The 20,569-nt window shown below is 60.5% G+C and carries 18 protein-coding genes; 5 read left to right on the top strand and 13 right to left on the bottom strand.

Going from position 1 to position 20,569, the window contains the following annotated elements; translation table 11 throughout:
* The first annotated feature begins 146 nt into the window (after positions 1-146).
* Complete coding sequence (locus ACN9MO_RS01855) at positions 147-944, top strand: response regulator (RefSeq protein ID WP_058320468.1); 798 nt, start codon at positions 147-149, stop codon at positions 942-944.
* A 10-nt stretch (positions 945-954) separates the two neighbouring features.
* Here the strand turns inward: ACN9MO_RS01855 and ACN9MO_RS01850 are convergent, their stop codons facing one another.
* The 8 genes from ACN9MO_RS01850 to ACN9MO_RS01815 form a co-directional block, all read right to left on the bottom strand.
* A complete protein-coding gene (locus ACN9MO_RS01850; protein WP_373419808.1) occupies positions 955-2,085 on the bottom strand; it encodes an AI-2E family transporter in 1,131 nt (376 codons plus the stop codon).
* 155 nt (positions 2,086-2,240) lie between these two features.
* Positions 2,241-2,411 (bottom strand): hypothetical protein, encoded by a 171-nt coding sequence (locus ACN9MO_RS01845; RefSeq protein WP_093231984.1) that lies wholly within the window; start codon positions 2,409-2,411, stop codon positions 2,241-2,243.
* 176 nt (positions 2,412-2,587) lie between these two features.
* Entirely contained in the window at positions 2,588-2,932 is a 345-nt protein-coding gene (locus ACN9MO_RS01840) for a RidA family protein (RefSeq protein ID WP_057250950.1), read from the bottom strand.
* A gap of 179 nt (positions 2,933-3,111) precedes the next feature.
* Positions 3,112-3,942 carry an ABC transporter ATP-binding protein gene (locus ACN9MO_RS01835; protein WP_057250951.1) on the bottom strand — a complete coding sequence of 277 codons (831 nt, stop codon included), beginning with the start codon at positions 3,940-3,942 and terminating at the stop codon, positions 3,112-3,114.
* Positions 3,939-4,781: an ABC transporter ATP-binding protein gene (locus ACN9MO_RS01830; RefSeq protein ID WP_082615831.1), complete on the bottom strand. Its 843-nt coding sequence runs from the start codon at positions 4,779-4,781 to the stop codon at positions 3,939-3,941. Before ACN9MO_RS01830 ends, ACN9MO_RS01835 begins: the two co-directional genes overlap by 4 nt.
* A 2-nt stretch (positions 4,782-4,783) precedes the next feature.
* Positions 4,784-5,692: an ABC transporter permease subunit gene (locus ACN9MO_RS01825; RefSeq protein ID WP_113133224.1), complete on the bottom strand. Its 909-nt coding sequence runs from the start codon at positions 5,690-5,692 to the stop codon at positions 4,784-4,786.
* Positions 5,693-5,702: 10 nt separating this feature from the next.
* Positions 5,703-6,707 carry an ABC transporter permease subunit gene (locus tag ACN9MO_RS01820; RefSeq protein ID WP_057250955.1) on the bottom strand — a complete coding sequence of 335 codons (1,005 nt, stop codon included), beginning with the start codon at positions 6,705-6,707 and terminating at the stop codon, positions 5,703-5,705.
* A gap of 203 nt (positions 6,708-6,910) precedes the next feature.
* Positions 6,911-8,506, bottom strand: coding sequence for an ABC transporter substrate-binding protein (locus tag ACN9MO_RS01815; protein WP_057250957.1), 1,596 nt, complete (start codon positions 8,504-8,506; stop codon positions 6,911-6,913).
* 649 nt (positions 8,507-9,155) lie between these two features.
* On the opposite strand from ACN9MO_RS01815, the gene ACN9MO_RS01810 reads away from it, so the two are divergent.
* Both ACN9MO_RS01810 and ACN9MO_RS01805 read left to right on the top strand, forming a co-directional pair.
* Positions 9,156-9,869, top strand: a complete 714-nt coding sequence (locus ACN9MO_RS01810) for a helix-turn-helix domain-containing protein (RefSeq protein WP_113133225.1) — start codon at positions 9,156-9,158, stop codon at positions 9,867-9,869.
* A gap of 73 nt (positions 9,870-9,942) precedes the next feature.
* On the top strand, positions 9,943-10,332 hold the full coding sequence (locus tag ACN9MO_RS01805) for a response regulator (protein WP_057250960.1): 390 nt from the start codon (positions 9,943-9,945) through the stop codon (positions 10,330-10,332).
* Positions 10,333-10,466: 134 nt separating this feature from the next.
* Here the strand turns inward: ACN9MO_RS01805 and rirA are convergent, their stop codons facing one another.
* Entirely contained in the window at positions 10,467-10,931 is a 465-nt protein-coding gene (gene rirA, locus ACN9MO_RS01800; RefSeq protein ID WP_057251106.1) for an iron-responsive transcriptional regulator RirA, read from the bottom strand.
* A 215-nt stretch (positions 10,932-11,146) separates the two neighbouring features.
* Between rirA and ACN9MO_RS01795 the strand changes: the two genes are divergently transcribed.
* Positions 11,147-12,166 carry a Fe(3+) ABC transporter substrate-binding protein gene (locus tag ACN9MO_RS01795; RefSeq protein ID WP_057250963.1) on the top strand — a complete coding sequence of 340 codons (1,020 nt, stop codon included), beginning with the start codon at positions 11,147-11,149 and terminating at the stop codon, positions 12,164-12,166.
* A gap of 105 nt (positions 12,167-12,271) precedes the next feature.
* Here ACN9MO_RS01795 and ACN9MO_RS01790 read toward each other — a convergent pair whose 3' ends face one another.
* From ACN9MO_RS01790 to ACN9MO_RS01780, 3 genes are all read right to left on the bottom strand, one after another.
* Positions 12,272-13,327 carry a M48 family metallopeptidase gene (locus ACN9MO_RS01790; RefSeq protein WP_162733672.1) on the bottom strand — a complete coding sequence of 352 codons (1,056 nt, stop codon included), beginning with the start codon at positions 13,325-13,327 and terminating at the stop codon, positions 12,272-12,274.
* Positions 13,317-14,423, bottom strand: a complete 1,107-nt coding sequence (locus ACN9MO_RS01785) for a YjgN family protein (protein ID WP_113133227.1) — start codon at positions 14,421-14,423, stop codon at positions 13,317-13,319. Before ACN9MO_RS01785 ends, ACN9MO_RS01790 begins: the two co-directional genes overlap by 11 nt.
* Positions 14,424-14,742: 319 nt before the next feature.
* The gene (locus tag ACN9MO_RS01780; protein WP_058325416.1) at positions 14,743-16,239 is read right to left on the bottom strand and encodes a CoA-acylating methylmalonate-semialdehyde dehydrogenase; all 1,497 of its coding nucleotides are present in this window, start codon (positions 16,237-16,239) and stop codon (positions 14,743-14,745) included.
* Between the two features lie 127 nt (positions 16,240-16,366).
* On the opposite strand from ACN9MO_RS01780, the gene ACN9MO_RS01775 reads away from it, so the two are divergent.
* A complete protein-coding gene (locus ACN9MO_RS01775) occupies positions 16,367-17,248 on the top strand; it encodes a LysR family transcriptional regulator (protein ID WP_058325415.1) in 882 nt (293 codons plus the stop codon).
* A gap of 285 nt (positions 17,249-17,533) precedes the next feature.
* On the opposite strand, the gene ACN9MO_RS01770 is transcribed toward ACN9MO_RS01775, so the two are convergent.
* The gene (locus ACN9MO_RS01770) at positions 17,534-19,924 is read right to left on the bottom strand and encodes an arylsulfatase (RefSeq protein ID WP_110877998.1); all 2,391 of its coding nucleotides are present in this window, start codon (positions 19,922-19,924) and stop codon (positions 17,534-17,536) included.
* Positions 19,925-20,569 lie beyond the last annotated feature (645 nt).

Raw genomic sequence — 20,569 nt, 5'->3', positions numbered from 1 at the left:
CCACCCATCCGCACAGAAGACCGCCTGGCGAGTGTGCCGGATTTGCTCTAGGCCGAAAAACGTGTTCAAAACCATTCACGTATTCCGCCAGATGTCCCCTATCCTCAGAAAACAAACGAATCGTATTGCACCTAAGGAAGTCGTTGATGTCCCTTTCGACCCGGATCGCGCCACACCTGCCCTTCCTGCGCCGCTACGCCCGCGCCGTCACCGGTTCGCAGGCCGCGGGTGACGGATATGTGGCCGCCGTTCTCGAAGCCCTCATCGAGGACATCGGCCTCTTCCCGGATACGTCGAACGATCGAATCAGCCTCTACAAACTATTCTGCTCGCAGTTCGAGAAGATTTCGATCGATCTGACCGAAAACGCCTCGCCCTTTGCCTGGGAACAACAGGCGGCCGCGAACCTGTCGCTGATCGCGCCTGCGCCGCGCCAAGCCTTCCTGCTCGTCTCGGTCGAAGGCTTCTCGATCGCCGATGCGGCGGAGATCATGGGTCTGAGCCAGGGCGAATTTTCGAAGCTCTTGACGGTTGCCTCGGAAGACATCTCACGCCAGGTCGCAACCGATGTGTTGATCATCGAGGACGAGCCGCTGATCGCGCTCGACATCGAAGACATGGTGACAAGCCTCGGCCACAGGGTGACGGGCATCGCCCGCACCCATACTGAGGCGTTGGATCTCTATCGCAAGACATCCCCGAGGATGGTGCTCGCCGACATCCAGCTCGCCGATGGCAGCTCGGGCATCGATGCCGTCAACGAAATCCTCACTCAGGCGACGGTGCCGGTGATCTTCATCACCGCCTTCCCCGAGCGACTGCTCACTGGCAAGCGGCCGGAACCGGCCTTCCTCGTGACCAAGCCGTTCAATCCGGACATGGTGAAGGCTCTGATCAGTCAGGCGTTGTTCTTCGACGAGCACGCCCGCTCGGCTCGGCGCTGATCTTTCCCCTTCAGCCAGGCAGTTGCCGTTCCGGCGGCTGCTCACGGATTTCTTCGACGATTGCAAGGACGATGAGAGAAAGCGGCAGCGCCAGCATGGCGCCGACCGCGCCCCACATCCAGGTCCAGAAGACGATCGCAATGAACACCAGAAACGGATTCACCTCGAGTTCACTGCCGAGGATGGCCGGAATGGCGAGATTTTCCATGGCCAGGTGAACGACGAAGAAAGCCACGGCCGGCGCCAGCGCCAGCCACAGCACCTCGTGCGTCATCAGCCCGCCGACGACAAGGCTCAGCGTCATCACCGTCACGCCGAGATAGGGAATGAAGCTTGAGACAAAAGCAAACAGGCCCCAGAGCGGCGGCATGGCGAGGCCACCGACGAGTGCGATGACCATCGTCACAGTTCCGAGTGCCAGATAGATCAGGCTGGCGATGGAGAAGTACCGCGCCAGTGCATCTTCAATGGCATTCATGATGCGGATGGCGCTGAGGCGCTGCTCGCGGCCGGCAAAGGCGAGAATGATGGCTTTGCGCAGTTCCAGCCGGCCAAGCAGAAACAAACCGAGCGCTGCGAGAAAGATCAAAGTCTGTACGAGGGCCGGTGTCAGTCCCCCGACGGTGGCAGCGAGCATCGGGCCGGCGTTCTTCATAACGGTATCGGCAATCGCATCGTTCCCTACGCTCCGCGCGACCGCCAGCCGCAACCACTCAAACCGGTCGACAAAGGGCATGATGCGCGCCACGACGCCCTCGGCAAGCTTCGGCGCTTCGGAGGCGAGTGCCGTCAGCGGGCCGAGCAATGCGTTGACGAGGAAGGACAGACCGATCACGAAAATCATCGCCAGCAGCAGGCCGCCGAAGATCGGCGGCAAACCATAGCGCGCCAGTGCGTCAGCCGTGCGCCCGAGAACGATACCGACAACGATCGCGAGCGTGATGGGCAGCAGGATCGTCTCCATGGTGTAGATGGCAGCGGACCCGGCAATGACGAAGAGGCCGACGATGCTCCAGGCAACCATCAGATCGATACCGTCACGCCGCGGCGCGGTCGACGGCGCCGCCGTCGCAACGGCCGCCTCCTCTTCGACAATGCGTCTTGCGCGCTTGTACTCGTGTGAAGCACCGGCTCGCCGCAAGGTTTCCAAGATCACGCCTCGCTGTCCCTCAGGCATGCCTCGCTGTCCTTCATGCACGGACGCGCGACTGCCGTCCGGTCTTGCGGGCAGGACATCGAACTGCCCAGCCGCAGGCTTCGCCTCAGATTGCGGCACGCCGCCTGGATCGCGCTCGATCAATGACGTTCCGGTGGAAAGATATGCAGGGTCAGCGAGAGCAGACCGAGGCCGAGAATGATGACGAGCAAGGTGTTAGCGACACCCGCAGCGGTGTCCGGAATGAGACCGAAAGCGATCAGGACGCCCGCGAAAAGAAGGACACAGACCCGTGGTAGCCAATAGAGCATAGACAGTCCTCCCAAAGGTTGGCCCGGTTTTTTGGCCAGATTCTTGGTTCGGACGATAACGTGCGGGCTCGCCAATTGGTTCCCTGCGCGACCCAAGCGGCGCCACGAAAAACGCCGCCGGACAGGAGGTCCGACGGCGCTGAAAGCGTGATGCGGAAAAGCCCGTACCGCAGGGCTTAGGCGGCAGCGACGACGATGACCTCGACGAGGTATTCCGGGGTCGCAAGCTTGGCTTCGCCGGTAGCGCGCGCGGGGGTATGGCCCTGCGGAGCCCAGGCATCCCAGACGGAGTTCATCTTCGGGAAATCGGCCATGTCGGCAAGCCAGATGGTGGCCGAGAGGATGCGGGTCTTGTCGGTGCCGGCGAGCGCCAGAAGACGGTCGACTTCGGCAAGCGCCTGCTTCGTCTGCGTCACGACATCGTCACCGGCGTTACCGACCTGGCCGGCGAGGTAAACGGTGTTGTTGTAGACCACGGCCTGGCTCATACGGGGGCCGGTTTCGAAACGCTTGATTTCCATGATCGTGTTCCTGAGGTTGGGCCGAACGGTCGTCCGGCCGAAAAGCGGCTGCCCGCCGCCCAGAGGCGAGAAGTGAAGGCGGCGCGACACCTCTACACCATCGTGTCTTGATGTCAAAGAAGCCGGGCAGTGGCTGCCCGGCTTCTCTTGTTTCCTCGGCGAAAATCAGCGGTGATGGATCAGGCCGCCTGCTTCTTCTTCGCCAATCGTGCCTTGATGCTCTCCACGTCCGCACGCGGCGTCGCGGCAAACAGCGTCCTGGTATAGCTGTGTTTCGGATCGGCGAAGACCTCGTCACGGCTGCCATATTCGACGGCTTCGCCGAAATACATCACCATGACGTCGTCGGCGATGTAACGCACGACCGAGAGGTCATGGCTGATGAAGACGTAGGTCAGCTTGAGCTCGTCCTGCAGATCGGCGAGCAGGTTCAAGACCTGTGCCTGAACCGAAAGGTCGAGCGCCGATACCGGCTCGTCGAGCACCAGCAGCTTCGGGTTCAGCATCAGCGCGCGCGCAATGGCGATACGCTGGCGCTGGCCACCGGAGAACATGTGCGGGTAGCGGTTGAAGTGCAGGTCGGTGAGACCGACCTTCTTCAACATCGTCATCGCCCGATCGCGACGCTCGTCGGCGGGCGTATCGGTATTGATGACCAGCGGCTCCATCAGGATGTCGCCGATCTTCTGACGCGGGTTGAGCGAGCCGTAAGGGTTCTGGAAGACGATCTGCACCTTGCGGCGCATCTCCGGCGTCATGTCGCCCTTGGCGATGTCGATCTTCTTGCCTTCGATCAACAGCTCGCCCGAGGTCGCCGGGTCGATCAGAGTGAGGATGCGGCCAAGCGTGGACTTGCCGCAGCCGCTCTCGCCGACGATCGCCAGCGTCTTGCCCTGTTCGACGCTGAAGCTCACGCCCTTCAAGGCATGAACGGTCTTTGCCTTCTTTATAAGGCCGCCGGGGATATGGTAGTCGCGCACCAGGTTGCGCGCTTCAAGGATCACGCTCATTGGGCCGCTCCTTCATCGACGAAGAGTTCGGAGATCGTCGGCAGACGATCGCCGGTCGCGTTGTCCGGCAAAGCCGCCAGAAGTGCGCGGGTATAGTTGCTCTTCGGATTTTCGAAGAGCGTCAGCACGTCGGCCTCTTCCATCTTGCGGCCCTTGTACTGCACGACCACCCGGTCGGCGGTCTCCGCGACCACGCCCATGTTGTGCGTGATCATGATCAGGCCCATCTTGTGCTCGGCCTGCAGCTTCATCAGCAGGTCGAGGATCTGCTTCTGGATCGTCACGTCGAGCGCGGTGGTCGGCTCGTCGGCGATCAGAAGCTTCGGGTTGCAGGCGATCGCGATCGCGATCATCACACGCTGGCACTGGCCGCCCGACATCTGATGCGGGAAGTGACCGAGCCGCTCGGCCGGATCGGGAATGCCGACCGCCTCGAACAGTTCGATGGCGCGCTTGCGGCGGCCGGCCTTGTCGAGACCCATGTGGATGCGCAGCACTTCCTCGATCTGGAAGCCGACGGTGAAGCACGGGTTGAGGCTGGCGATCGGCTCCTGGAAGATCATGGCAATATCCTTGCCGATGATCTTGCGTCGCTCGTTCGCCGACATGCCCAAGAGGTCGCGGCCGTTGAAGGTGAGCTTGTCGGCCGTCACCTTCGCCGTCCAGGGCAGAAGTCCCATGGCGGCCAGCATCGACACGGACTTGCCCGAGCCGCTCTCGCCGACGATCGCCAGAACCTCGCGTTCGTGGACCTTCATGGAGACGCCGTTGACGGCGCGGAAGGGACCGGCGGCCGTCTGGAATTCGACGACCAGGTTTTCGATTTCGAGAAGCGCCATGATCAGGACCTCTTCAGCTTGGGATCGAGAGCATCGCGCAGGCCGTCCCCCATCAGGTTGATTGCCAGCACCGTGATCAGGATCGCGATACCCGGAAGCGTGACCACCCACCAGTGGCTGCTGATGAACTCGCGGGCCTCGGCGAGCATCGTGCCCCATTCCGGTGTCGGCGGCTGGGCGCCCATGCCGAGGAAGCCGAGGGCTGCAGCGTCGAGAATGGCGCTCGAGAAGGAGAGCGTCGCCTGGACGATCAGCGGCGCCATGCAGTTGGGCAGGATCGTCTTGAACATCAGGCGGCCATGTCCGGCGCCGGCGACCTTGGCGGCAACCACGTAGTCACGGGTCTTTTCGCTCATGACGGCCGCACGCGTCAGGCGCACGAAGTGCGGCTGGAAGACGAGCGCGATCGCGATCATGGCGTTGACGAGGCCCGGCCCAAGAACCGCGACAAGAACCAGGGCGAGCAGCAGCGACGGGAAGGCGAGGATGATGTCCATCACGCGCATGATGACGGTATCGACCCAGCCACGGAAGTAGCCGGCGATGACGCCAAGCGCGATGCCGCCGACGAGCGACAACGTCGTCACGATGACGCCGACGAACAGCGAGAAGCGCGTGCCGTAGATCAGACGGGACAGCATGTCGCGGCCGACGGCGTCGGTACCGAGCAGGTAGGCGGCGCGGCCGCCCTCCTGCCAGACCGGCGGAACCAGAACCGCATCACGGTACTGCGCCACCGGATCATGGGGCGCGATCCACGGCGCAAAGACCGCCAGCAGGACGAGGAGCAGGAAGAACACGAGGCCGATGACAGCGCCGCGGTTCTCGGAGAAATAATACCAGAACTCGGCCAGTCGCGCCCGGCGGGACGGATCGGTCGAAACGGCGCTTGTTGCAGCAGCTTGAGACATGACGCCCTCCTTAGTGCCGGATACGCGGATTGATCAGACCGTAGAGCAGGTCGACGATGAGATTGACCACCATGATCACCGCAGCGATGACCAGCAGGCCCCCCTGGATGACGGCGTAGTCACGACGCGACACCGAATCCACCATCCACTTGCCGATACCCGGCCACGAGAAGATCGTCTCCGTCAGGATCGCGCCGGCGAGCATGACGCCCACCTGCAGACCGATGGTGGTGACCACCGGGATCAACGCGTTGCGCAGCGCATGGACGCCAACGACGCGGAAGGTCGAAAGGCCCTTGGCGCGCGCCGTGCGGACGTAATCTTCAGAGAGGACTTCAAGCATCGCCGAGCGCGTCTGGCGCGCGATGACCGCAAGCGGAATGGTGCCAAGCACGATCGTCGGCAGGATCAGGTGGCTGACCGCCGACTTGAAGGCGCCGGCCTGGCCGGACAACAGCGAGTCGATCAGCATGAAACCGGTAACCGGCGGGAAGAAGTACATCAGCGAGATACGGCCCGAGACCGGCGTCCACTGCAGCATGCCGGAGACCAGCATGATGAGCAGCAGGCCCCACCAGAAGATCGGCATGGAGAAGCCGACGAGTGCGGTGCCCATCATCGCCTGGTCGATGGCCGAGCCGCGCTTGATCGCCGCAATCACGCCGGCCGGAATGCCGAGGATGATCGCAAACAGGATCGCGCAGAGCGAAAGCTCGACGGTGGCCGGGAACAGCTCGAAGAACTGGTCGATGACCGGCTTCTTGGTCACGATCGAAGTACCGAAATCCCCGTGGAGCACGCCCCAGAGATAGTCGAGGTACTGAACCACGATCGGCCGGTCGAAACCGAGCGCATGTGAAATTTCCGCATGCCGCTCCGGCGACATGACGCGCTCGCCCGAAAGCAGCGCAACCGGATCGCCCGGAAGCAGGCGAATGAAGGAGAAGGCGATGATGGAGACCCCGACGAAGGTCGGTATCAGGACAGCCAATCGCCCCAAGAGAAATCGGAACATGTTAAACCCCGCGCCATGTTGCCGCGGCATTGTATCCCGCCGCTGGCACCACTGCATGCTTTCCCACTTAACGGCGAAGCATACAGCAAGTCGAAATGCCACAGCGACCTTTTGCGCTCCAGGAGGAACTCGGGTCGCTATAGTGGATGCAAAGAGGGGCGCTTGCCCTTGGCAAACGCCCCCTTAAGGATCAGTTAACTAAATTACTCGGTGATGTCCACGCCGTCGAAGGCAAAATCGCCGAGCGGGCTCTGAACGAAGCCCTCGACATTCTTGCGCATCGGCACGACGGAGAGCGAGTGGTCGATCGTCGCCCACGGCGCCTCGCGCTTGAAGACGGCCTGGGCCTCTTCGTAGAGCTTGGTGCGCTCGGCGATATCCGAGGTTTCCTTCGCCTTCTTCACGAGGGTGTCGAATTCCTGGTTGCACCACTGCGCACGGTTGTTGCCGCCGACAGCATTGCAGCCGAGAAGCGTGTCGAGGAAGTTGTCCGGGTCGCCGTTGTCGCCGGTCCAGCCGAGGATGACGGCACCGTCACGATCCTTCGCCTTGGACTTGTCGAGGTATTCGGCCCATTCGTAAGAGACGATCTCGACCTTGACGCCGACCTTGGCGAAGTCCGACTGCATCAGTTCAGCTGCGCGGCGAGCGTTCAGCATGTACGGACGCGAAACCGGCATTGCCCAGAGCTTCATCGACAGGTCCTTGACGCCTGCGTCCTCGAGCATCTTCTTGGCTGCTTCCGGCTCGTAGGTGTCGTCTTCAAGCTTGTCGTTGTAGGACCACATCGTCGGCGGGATCGGGTTGACGGCCGGCTGGGCAGCGCCCTGGAAGACGGCGTCGACGATTGCCTGCTTGTTGATCGCCTTGTTCAGCGCCTTGCGCACTTCCGGCTTGTCGAACGGAGCCTGGGTCGTGTTGTAGGCGAGGTAGGCGACGTTGAGGCCGGCCTGTTCCATGACCTTCAGGTTCGGGTCAGCCTTCATCTTTTCGACGTCGGCAGCGTTCGGATACGGCATCAGGTGGCATTCGCCGGCCTGGAGCTTCTGGAAGCGAACCGAAGCGTCGGTGGTGATTGCGAAGACGAGGTCGTCGATCTTCTGCTTGCCGCCCCAGTAGTCCGGGTTCGCCTTGTAGCGGATGACAGCATCCTGCTGGTACGCGACGAAGGCGAACGGACCGGTGCCGAGCGGCATCTGGTTCATCTGCTCCATCTTGCCGTCAGCCTGCAGCTTGTCGGCATATTCCTTCGACAGGATCGAAGCGAACGGCATCGCGATATTGGCGAGGAACGGAGCTTCCTTGCGCGTCAGGGTGAACTTGACGGTCAGGTCGTCAACCTTTTCGACCGACTTGATGACTTCCGGGAAGCCCATGCCGGCTGCGTATTCCCACGAAGCGCCGGTGATGTACTTGTTCCACGGATTGTCGGCCTTCAGCTGGCGCTCATAGGAGAACACCACGTCGTCGGCGGTCAGCTCGCGGGTCGGCGTGAAGAACTCGGTCGTCTGGAACTTGACGCCCGGACGCAGCTTGAACGTGTATACGAGACCGTCGTCGGAAATCGTCCAGCTCTCGGCAAGGCCCGGCTCGACTTCGGTCGTGCCCTTCTTGAACTCGAGCAGGCGGTTGTAGACCGTGTGTGCCGCCGCGTCGAACGTCGTGCCGGCGGTATACAGGCCCGGGTCAAAACCCTCAGGCGAACCTTCCGAGCAATAGACGAACGTCTTCGACCAGGCAGAGCCGGCCATCAGCGTGGCAAGCGCCGTCGCTGCAAACAGAGTAGTGAGCTTTTTCATGAGCTTTGCTTCCCAGATTTGTTTTTGTTCTCGTGTTTTCCTGACGCGGAATGCCGTTGCCCCCCGGTCAAGGCCGGATGGAACGACATTTGGCGTCGCATTGCAATAAGTCGCCGCATAAATTTGTCTATGCGAAAAATTCGCCCGCAGGTAGAGCCGGGATCTCTGTCCACTGTTTTAGAATCGACTGACGAATCAATGCAGCGCGACACCTTCGAACCAAGGCTTCCCGGCTGTTTCCGCAGGGTTTACAACGTGCCTTGTTCGTCCCTCCACCGGGGCTAGTCTCGCCCCGGATGCCCGCCTTTATTCTAGCGCGAACGGCGGGCCTGCGGAATACACGATCATCCGCCTCACGAGAGTGAGATTCGGTACCGACAGGTTTCCGTCAATCCCAAGATACTATGGTAGAAATCACCAACAGGATTGTGCAATAGAATGTATACAAAACTCGGGGGAGACAATCGACGTGCCCAGACGTCCTTGGGAGGGACTGGCAGCCGCCTTTTACAGTTTGCCGTCTTTCGGCAGGTTTGCCGAGGGACGGGCATGATGCTTGCTGCCAGCAATGCCGGCGCCGATCTTTGCCGGTTGATCGCTCCGGCGCGCCGGATAGACTGCCGCGCGACGACAAGGGGATAGCCATTCCGTGGCGGCTTTGCTGGAAAATCACAGGCGATACGATCTTCGCGACGAACTTGAGAAAGCGCTGAACCGCGTAGACTTCTTCCGCATCTTCCACACGATGGCGCTCAGGTTCGGCTTCAGCCATTTCGGCATTCTTCAGCTCGGCAACGAGAACGACGCGTGCATGCTGTCCACCCGCCTGGTGCTGCATGATCTTCCCTCCGGGCTTGCCGAGGAATACGACAAGCGCCACCGCTTCGGTGACTCCCTCTTCTACAAGACGCTGCACCGGTCGGCGATTTCCTCCGTCTGGCGGACGGACGACCCGGGCTGCGACACCAGCCAGAATTTGCTCGTGCAGCTCGGTTTCGAGCTGCTGCTCAGCGTGCCCGTGCATACGGCTGCCACCGGCGCGCGCTACGCCGTTCTCTTTCTCGGTGATGGCGATGACATCGGCCGCACCGAGCATGTCGAAGTCGCCTATGACGCGGTCTCAGCCTTCGACTACTTCTATCGCATCGCGCTGGCCAACAAGACCGGCATGGGCCTAACGCCGCGGGAGACCGAAATTCTCAAGTGGATCTCGCACGGGAAGACGGCAAGCGAGATCGCTCTCATCGTTTCCGTGTCGGAGCACACCGTGAATTCCCACACCGCAACGATCCTGAAAAAGCTTGATGTCGTCAACCGCACCCAGATGGTGGCGAAGGCGATCCGAGAACAGATCATCCAGTGACAGCCGATGCGTGGTATCCCACTACACCACGCCCAACGAACAGGACGCCTGCAAATCAGCAAGGGTATCGGTCATGACGCGAAAAGCTCACATCCTGCTCGTTGACGACGATCCGACTGAAAACCTGATCCTGCGCGCCTTGATCCGCAAGGTGAGCAATATCGAGATCGAGCTGCATTACTGCCAGACGATGGAGGGCGCGCTGGAGTTCCTGCGCTCGGGCAAGCCGGTGTCGATGATCCTCCTGGACAACCGACTTCAGCCGCAGCGCGATTTCCGCGAGACCGTGCCGGCGCTTCGGCACCAGGGTTACATCGGGCCGATCGGGGTGATTTCGGCGTCGCTCGCCGATCCCTACTTTCAGAATCTGGAGGAGTACGGTGCCGACTTCCGCATCGACAAGGCGGAAATCGACCCGACCGCGATCGATTTCATATTGCGGGAATATCTGCCGCAGGGGTGAACCCAGCGAAGCTCCGCTACAGCGCCGCGCGTTCTATCAGACGCGCAAAGGTCGCTGTAGCACTTTGATTTGCTGCATATCTTTGTCCTTAAAACGAGGTCGATTTAAGGTGACATGCACTAGGCCCTGGATCGTCAGGCAGCCGTGGTCTGCGGACGCTTCGTTTCTTCGAGACCGAGCAGGAAGTTGATCTGGGGACGCGCCTTGACGAGGTCGTCGATCGTGTAGCCCTGAAGCACCTCAAAGAAGGCGTTGAGCGCCTTGCGGAGCGCCGAATTGAGGCCACAGCTATCGACGAGCGGACAGTCGATCTCGCCGGCCTCGAAGCATTCCGCCATGGCGAAGCTGTCTTCCGTTACCTTGACGACATCGAACAGGGTGATGGCGGATGCGGGCTTCGGCAGGCGCACGCCGCCATTGCGGCCGCGGACGGTCTCGACAAGGCCGGCCTTGGTCAGCGGCTGCAGGATCTTGAAGAGAAACAACTCGGAAACGCCATAGGCCCTGGCGATTTCGGGAATGCGGCTGAGCTTTTCTCCGTTGGCGGCGCAGTACATCAACATGCGAACCGCGTAGTTCGTTTGTTTCGTCAGACGCATCATTCACTCCGGCATTCGAGAGGTTCACGAGTTCATCATATAGGACGGATCGTAGTTTGGAACAATTCCAAAAAGCTCGAAAATTCACTTCTTGTTGAGTGTTAACCGTTTCCCGATTGACTGTTCTGGGCGCTGAGGTCAAGAAAGATGAGCATTTTTGTTAACTTAGCTCAAACAAGAAAATGGAGGAAGCGATGTCCGTTTCAAGAGCAGCGATGGGCGTTTTGTCCCTGACGGCAACCCTGCTTACGACGAGCGCCGCCTGGGCCGACGGTGAGGTCAATATCTATTCCTACCGGCAGCCCGATCTGATCAAGCCGCTGCTCGACGCCTTCACCAAGGAAACCGGCATCACCACCAACGTGCTCTTCCTCGACAAGGGCCTCGTCGAGCGCATCCAGGCCGAAGGCGCCAACTCGCCGGCCGACGTGATCCTGACGGTCGACATCAGCCGCCTGACCGAAGCCAAGGACGCAGGCGTCACCCAGCCGGTCGTCAACGAGACGATCAGCAAGGACATCCCGGCACATTTCCGCGATCCTGACGGCAACTGGTTCGGCCTCACCACGCGCGGCCGCGTCGTCTACGCTTCCAAGGACCGCGTCGCCCAGGACGACATCACCTATGAAGAACTTGCCGATCCGAAGTGGAAGGGCAAGATCTGCACCCGCGACGGCCAGCACTCCTACAACATCGGCCTGTTCGCCTCGATGATCGCCCACCATGGCGAAGCCGAAACCGAGAAGTGGCTGACGGGCCTCAAGAACAATCTCGCCAAAAAGCCCGACGGCGGCGACCGCGACCAGGCCAAAGCGATTCTCGCCGGCGAATGCGACCTCGCACTCGGCAACACCTACTATGTCGGTCTGATGCTGACCAACGAGAAGGAGCCGGAACAGAAGGATTGGGCTGCCGCCATCAAGGTGCTCTTCCCGAACGCCAAGGACCGCGGCACGCACGTCAACATCTCGGGCATGGCACTCGCCAAGAACGCCCCGAACAAGGACAACGCGCTGAAGCTGATGGAATTCCTGTCGGAAGGCGAAGCCCAGAAGATCTACGCCGAGCAGGTCTACGAATATCCGGTGCTCCCGGGTGCCGAGCCCTCCGACGTGGTCAAGTCCTTCGGCACGATCAAGCCCGACGAGCTGCCGTTGGCCGACATTGCCGCCAACCGCAAGAAGGCATCGGAACTGGTCGACAAGGTCGGCTACAACGACGGTCCGCAGGACTGATCAAAACCATCGCATGAATTGGAGGCAGCGGGCCGTGTGCCCGCTGTTTTCGTTTTGATGACAGCATCGCGCCTTATGTGGCGACGCGGCTCGACGGGCAGAGGCCTACTGACCCTGCGCCCTCAGTTCGCCGGCATAATCGAGGATCGCCTTGCGCCGTTCCGGCGTGCCGGGATGGGTCGCCAAGATGCTGGTATCGGAACTGTCGCCAAGCTCCTTTTCGAGCAGGTCGAAGAACCGTGCGATCGCGGTTGGGTCACGCTTGGCCTTCAGCATCAGTTCCACCGAATGCCGATCCGCCGCCCCTTCCGCGCTACGCGAATAGGAGAGCGTAAGGAGGCCAGCGCCCTGCACCAGAATGTCTTCAGCACCGGACCCGATGTCGCCGCCGATCATCATGATCAGCCCGGCGACGCCGGCGGCACGGTAGATCTGCCGCAGGCTATGCTCGAGCTCGACGTGACCGATCTCGTGCGCCAGCACACCGACGATCATTTCGGTATCGTCGCCGGCAAGCTCGATCAGCTCATCGGTGACAATCAGCGTGCCGTCGGGTAGCGCGAAGGCATTCGGGCCGATGGTGCCACCCTTGCGGAAGTTGAGGCTATATCCGCCCTCGCCGCGATCGGACTGGCGCGCGATCGCGTTGAACCCGTCACGGATCTTGTTCTGCCGCTCAGCTGCAAGCGCCGACGTGTCGAGCAGCGTTCGATCCATTGTTTCCAAGGTGCTTGCCGACATGATCTTCGGCACGATCGGCGGCGTCACCAGCACGGCGACTTCGACGAGCGCCGGCACGGCATAACGATAGATGGCCACGCCGCAGAGCACGGTCGCCAAAACGACCGCGATCAGGCGCGGGTGGAAACGCTCCCACTCGTGGACGAGACTGGTTTTTCCCTTCCGTTTGAGGAAGCGATCCATGGCGTCGTTGTCGGTCGTCTCGAACAGCGAACCGTCGGGAAACTCGACACGACGCGGAATGGCGCCGACAGGCGCGGAAATGTCGACGGCGGCAAGCACGCCGCCTGCAAGTTCGACACCGTCCTCACCCAAGGCCTTGACGCCGCCGCCATCTTCGATCAGCCGCGAGGGCACCGACCGGCTGGAACCGGCCGGATGCCACTCGCCAACAGCAATCTCTGTGACGCTAGAAGCCAAAGTCGAAGCCTTCGAAATCCATGAACTCCGAACCAACGGCCGAACCTTCCTGGGCGATCTTGTCGAACATCTCGCCGACATTACCTTCGAAATGTACACCCGTATGTTCATTGACATAGCGCGTCATGCGCACCGCAGCCCAGGGACGCATCAGGCCCAGTGTGAAGAGGGTGACGATCACGTTGGTGATCGCGATCCAGGCGTAACGGCCCCGCGACAGATCGCTCGTCAGCTGATGCTTGCCATCGAAGGTCGTTGCCGACCAGGCGACGTTGCGAACGCCAGCACGATAGAACAGCGTCGCGACCCCGAAGATCGAGAAGAACGCGATGTAGCCGATGACGAACACCGCAATCAGCGAAACCTGCATTTCCGGGGTGGCCACATAGGAACCGTCGAACAGCGTCATGATCACGGCCAGGTTGAGGAAACCGATAAAGGCGATGATCAGCAGGCCAGCAACGATGATGGCCGCCGACAGGAACCAGGACTTGTAGATCGCACCGACCGATGGATCGGTCGTAAATGCCCTTTGTCCGTAACGCAGGTTGCTGCCGATGTAGCGGTAGGACCAGCGGCTGGCGAGCGGCACCAGGATTCCGAGCGTCAGAACCGAGATGACCGGACCGACGATAAAGGCGAGGAACGCACCACCGACGCCGCCGACGAAATCGAACCGCACATTGCGATAGCTGGTGACGCGGGCGCTGAAACGCAGGCCCCTAACGACCAGCCACGGCACGAAGACCACCAGCAGCAGCGCAAGGATGATGCCGGCGATCGGTACGAAGGTCAGCATGACGTTGTAGAAAATCAGGTAGGCGAACACGATCACCCGGCCGATCAGGATCTGCTTGCCCTTCGCATGATATTCGAAGGCGCGCCCGAGCAGCACAGTATTGCCATAGAAATAGCGGTTGCGGCGGACTTTTGCCCAGGCGGAATAGATGCCGAGCGTGATGATCGTCAGCAGCACGTTGACGATCCAGATGCCAAAATACTCTTTTCCGCTACCGCTGAACGACAGGCGGTGGAAATTGTCCGGTACCCTCTGCGTCGACGTCCCTTGCATCGACGCCGTTTCGGCCACGACCATGATAAAACCTCTCAATGAAATCAGCTTGCGGCCGCCCGCTAACAGACAGGCGCCGCGTTGCGACAGGATGACGTCATTTGTGAACCCAGCGAACTGTGGCTATCCCCCCGGATGAGCCTTCCATGCAAAAGAACGATCGAAATGCCTGCAATATTCGACCGAGGCGCGAATCAATTTTCAGCGCCTCGGGGATATCAAATTAGTTGCAGCGCAGCATGGCATGCAACAGGAAAGGAGCTCCCGAGGGAGGTCCCCGGCGCGCAACAAAAAAGGGCCTCCCGAAGGAGGCCCTGGAGGCGGGAGGATCTTTGTCCCGTCGTTACTTCATCGTCGGCATGACGAACTCGGCACCATCCTTGATGCCCGAGGGCCAGCGCTCGGTGATGGTCTTCGTGCGGGTCCAGAACTTGATCGAGTCCGGGCCATGCTGGTTCAGGTCGCCGAAGGACGAGGACTTCCAGCCGCCAAAGGAGTGGTAGGCGAGCGGAACCGGGATCGGCACGTTGACGCCAACCATGCCGATGTTGATGCGCGAGGCGAAGTCGCGGGCCGCATCGCCGTCACGGGTGTAGATCGCGACGCCGTTGCCATATTCGTGCTTCATCGGCAGGTCGAGGGCTTCCTCGTAGTTCTTGGCGCGAACGACCGAGAGAACCGGTCCGAAGATTTCCGTCTTGTAGATGTCCATGTCCGGGGTGACATGGTCGAACAGGCAGCCGCCGATGAAGTGGCCGTTTTCATAGCCCTGCAGCTTGAAGTCGCGGCCGTCGACCACGAGCTCAGCACCCTGCTCGACACCGCTGTCGATCAGGCTTCTGATGCGCTGTTCGGCTTCCTTGGTGACGACCGGACCCATGTCGGCCTTTTCGTCGGTGTAGGGACCGATGCGCAGGCTTTCGACCATCGGGGTCAGCTTCTGAATCAGGCGGTTGGCGGTTTCTTCACCGACCGGGACGGCAACCGAGATCGCCATGCAGCGCTCGCCGGCCGAGCCGTAGCCGGCGCCCATCAGCGCATTGGCGGCCTGGTCGAGATCGGCGTCGGGCATGATGATCATGTGGTTCTTGGCGCCGCCGAAGCACTGGGCGCGCTTGCCGTTCATCGCTGCCGTGCCATAGACGTAGCGGGCAATCGGGGTCGAGCCGACGAAGGTAACGGCGGCAATATCCGGATGGGTCAAGATCGCGTCGACGGCGCCCTTGTCGCCGTTGACGACGTTGAGGATACCTGCCGGCAGGCCGGCTTCAATCATCAGTTCTGCGAGGCGCATCGGAACGGACGGGTCACGCTCGGACGGCTTCAGGATGAAGGCGTTGCCGCAGGCGATCGCCGGGGCGAACATCCACATCGGGATCATCGCCGGGAAGTTGAACGGCGTGATGCCGGCGCCGATGCCGACGGCCTGGCGGATCGAGTACATGTCGATGCCGGGGCCTGCACCTTCGGTAAATTCGCTCTTCTGCAGATGCGGAATGCCGATGACGAATTCGCAGACTTCGAGGCCGCGGACGAGGTCACCTTTGGCGTCTTCGACGGTCTTGCCGTGTTCGCGCGAGAGGATCTCGGCGAGTTCGTTCATATGCGTGTTCAGGAGCTCGACGAACTTCATGAAGACGCGGGCACGGCGCTGCGGGTTGGTGGCCGCCCATTTCGGCTGCGCCGCCTTGGCGCTTTCGACCGCTGCCGCAAGCTCCGCCTCGCTTGCGAGCGCAACGGTGCCCTGCACTTCGCCGGTTGCCGGGTTGAAGATGTTGCTGACGCGACCGCTCTTGCCGGCGACGCGCTTGCCATCGATGAAATGACCGAGTTCGTACATGGTTGGTTCCTCCAGACCTTGATTGTGGCGGCATGATCGCACTACGATTTCAACAAAGCAATTTCCGATATTCAGCAACCGTTGTGCAAAAACTAAAGTCCATGATGTTGAGACGAGGTATCTGCCTATGAATTGGGACGATGTGAGAATGTTTCTAGCCGTGGCGCGCACCGGGCAGATCCTGGCGGCATCGAAGCGGCTCGGCGTCAACCATGCCACGCTCAGCCGCCGGGTGACGGCGCTCGAGGAAACCTTGAAGACCCGGCTTCTCGTGCGCCGGCCGAATGGCTGCGAGCTGACCGCCGAAGGGGAAATCTTCCTGACGGCAGCCGAGCGGATGGAGACGGAGATGCTGGCGGCGCAATCGCAGATCGGCCGGATCGACACGGCGATCGCCGGCACGGTGCGCATCGGCGCGCCCGACGGCTTCGGCGTCTCGTTCCTGGCGCCGCGCCTTGGGCGGCTGACGGCCCGCTATCCGGAGCTGAAGCTGCAGCTGGTGCCGGTGCCGCGTTCCTTTTCGCTGTCGCAGCGCGAGGCCGATATTGCAATCACCATCGAGCGACCGGAACAGGGGCGCCTCGTCTCCTCGAAGCTTACGGATTACACGCTCGGTCTTTACGCCTCATCGGACTACCTGGAAAAACACGGGACGCCGCAGACGATTGACGATCTGAGGGAACATCGCCGCATCGGCTATGTCGAGGACCTGATCTTCACGCCATCTCTGAATTTCTCCGCCGAGATCATGCGAAGCTGGGACGCCTCGTTCGAGATCTCCAGCGCCACCGGCCAGACGGAAGCCGTGCGCTCCAGCGCCGGCATCGGCATCCTGCACAACTATATCGCCCGCCACACGCCGGAGCTCAAACGCATCCTGCCGGAAACGACGATCCGCCGCGCCTATTGGACCACCTATCACGAAAGCGCCCGGGACCTCGTGCGCGTGCGCACGGTGGTCACCTTCCTGCAGGAATTGGTAACGGCGGAACATCAGATCTTCGTCTGAGACCGGACCGGGCCAGGATGCACGAGAGACGGCGCGTCCGCGGGGCGCACGAGCACGATCAACGGGAGCGGCGCACCGAGGCGCTTCAAACGAGAAAGAGAAGAAATAAGGAGAATGGTACGGTTTCCAGAAGCCGTTTTTTTGTCCCACATTTTTCGAAGTGCCTGAGTTTGCTTGCTTTTCAGAATTCCTGCGGGCCCACCATGCGTCACATCGCATCGTAAACTCTGAAGTCTGAAACTGCGGGCTCTGGGACGCAAATCCCCAAAGCCCGCAAATTAAGGCTTACGGCTGCAGATTGACGGTAAGCTTTGCGATTTCACCGTTAAAGGCGAACGGGACCTGATAATCAGTTTCATCTACACCTGTGCGAGTATCGACGCCCACATCGAAAGTCTCATCCCAAGGCATGAGCGCCGGGATCGTGTGTGGTATTTTCGTGTTCGCGACCTCCTTGCCGTCCACCTTCAGGACGCCAGTGCCGCCCTTGCCCATGCCGGGTCCGTCAGATTTGAAATCGAACACCAGCGTGTGCTTGCCGGATGAAAGGGTGTCCTGCCCCTCCCAACGGAAGCGCTCCATATTGACGAAGTTGTACAGAAATACGGGTTTGCCCTTGAGGAGATAGAACCCGTATCCACCGAAGCGCCCCCCCGTGGTGACGAGCATACCTTCGCCGCCGTTTTCGGGAACGGTTACCTCTGCGGTGATCGTGTAGGATTTGTTGATGACGTTGGGTGCATTGCTTGTCGGAATACCTGGCATCACGCCGGCGTAGCTGAACTCCTTCCGTCCGGCGGTGGCGCTCGGCCGTGGCGTCTCAAGGCGTTCCAGGATCGAGTTGTCCAATGGGAAGACGTCGTACTTCGCCGCTTCCATCAGAAACAGTTCCTGCATCTGGTGCAATTTTTCCGGCATTTTTGCAGCAAGGTCGTTGTTCTGGGAATAGTCCTCAGTGAGGTTGTACAGTTCCCATTTATAGCCATCGACGACGTCCGGCATCGCCGTCGTGCCCATCAACCACGGCGCTGCTGGTGGTGTCGTGCAGGCATACCAGCCATCGCTGTAGATGCCGCGATTGCCGAACATTTCAAAGTATTGCGTTTTGCGGGCAGATGAGGCTTGGGCATTGTCCCATGTATAGGCCATGCTCACGCCTTCGATCGGTTTCTGCGCAACGCCATCGACCATAACCGGGGCGGTTATGCCTGTTGCTTCGAGGATCGTAGGAACGATATCGATCATGTGGTGGAACTGAGTGCGAACTCCACCGGCTTCCTTGATCCGTGCGGGCCAGGACATCGCCATGCCCTGACGCGTGCCGCCGAAGTGCGAAGCAACCTGCTTCGTCCATTTGAACGGCGTGTCAAACGCCCATGACCAGGCAACCGACATATGCGGATAGGTTTGGTTGGAGCCCCATTTATCATAGAACGCCATCTGCTCTGCGACCGGCATCTGCATGCCTTCGATCGTGATCAGTTCGTTCGGGGTTCCGAGCACGCTTCCTTCGGCGCTGGTGCCGTTGTCACCTTCAATGTAGATGACGAGGGTGTTGTCGAGCTTACCCAGATCATCGACGGCCTGGATAACCCGCCCGATCTCATGGTCCGAGTAGGCCACGTAGGCAGCAAACACCTCAGCCTGGTGCGCGAACAGCTTCTTGCTCTCTTCGTCGAGAGAATCCCATTTCGGGAGGCTCTCTGGCCATTCGGTTAGCTGCGTGTTGGCGGGAATGACGCCGAGCTTTTTCTGATTGGCGAAAATCTGCTCGCGCAACTCGTTCCACCCCATGTCAAACTTGCCCTTGAACTTGTCGATCCATTCCTTGGTTGGATGGTGGGGGGCATGAGTGGCACCGGGCACGTAGTAAACGAGGAACGGCTTGTCGGGTGCTGCCGCATTTAGCTGCTTTATATGATCAATGGCGTTGTCGGCCGTGTCCGTTATGAGGTTGTAGTCGGGCTTACCGGTCCAGGGGAAAATCTGGGTGGTGTTCTGGAACAGGTACGGCTCCCATTGATTGGTGTCGCCACCCATGAACCCATAGAAGTAGTCGAAGCCCATACCCGTCGGCCATTGATCGAACGGACCAGCGGCGCTGTACTGAAAAGCGGGCGTGTTGTGGTTCTTTCCGAACCAGGACGTGGCGTAGCCGTTCTGCTTCAGGATCTCGCCGATCGTAGCGTTCTCTATGCCGATGATCGAGTCATAGCCGGGATAGCCGGTTGCCTGCTCGGAGATGACGCCGAAACCCGCTGAATGGTGATTGCGGCCGGTGATAAGCGCGGCGCGCGACGGCGAGCAGAGCGCGGTGGAATGGAACTGCGTAAAGCGCAACCCCGCGTTTGCGACACGGTCGAGTGCCGGCGTGGGGATCACGCCTCCGAAAGTGCCCGCAACGCCGTATCCAGCGTCATCGGTCATGATCAGAAGGATGTTCGGGGCGCCCTTTCGGGGGACGATCTGCGGTGGCCAATAGGGTTTTGAGGCTTTCGCGTCGAGGCCGATTTCTCCACCGAACGCCGCCGGCGGGTTCGGTAGATATCGACCGTCGATCGTCGTTGTTGCGCTGGGCGAACCCAATTCACCCGTGGTTTCCTGCGCATTGGCATTGAAATTCGAAGCTGCCGTCAAACTCAAGGTGGCAAGAAAGAGCGTACCTAGTCTTAGCATGTCGCTTCTCCTCCGGTGAAAAAAAGAGAATTACAGAATGCTAAAATTAGGCAAGGTTGTAACAGTTACGAAGCCGGTTCGCATGCCCTGCGGACTGGGTGTCAGCGTGGGACAATCTGAGGGAAACGCATAACGTTGCGTGGGGACGACACTGCGATAGGTTCTTTAGATTTCAAACGCTTATCAGCTGCATCGGCATCATCTGCGGTGCAAACTACTATGCAAAATCTCACCCCCTCCGCCCGCCGATGAGAACACTCCAAGGCGATGCTGACGCGATCATTCGCACGCTGCTCGCCGACCGCACGCACCTGCGCTGACAGCTAGCGCTCGCCGAGACCTCGGCGCGCACCAGCTTAGCTCGAGGATGGCGTCCTCGCGGCGACAGGCAAACCGTACGTAGCACATGAGCGACGAGACGACCAGAAGTGCCAGTCAGGGCTCCATACGGAACCAAGGCCCATGTGCCATCCACACGACTAAAAGATGCTTCCAAACAGCGCGGAATAGACAATCACGGCTATCGCGAGCGTAAACCCAAGCGCGACGAACAGTCGGGTGAAATCGTACGTATAGAATCGAGCGAGAGTAAAGTTCCTCACGGCGACCTCCTAATTTTCATTTTGGTTGCGATGCCAGTGCACG

Source organism: Ensifer sp. R-19, assembly GCF_049905105.1.
GTDB lineage: Bacteria > Pseudomonadota > Alphaproteobacteria > Rhizobiales > Rhizobiaceae > Ensifer.
Note: the sequence above shows the minus strand (reverse complement) of the source record. Positions and strands in the feature narration are given on the sequence as shown.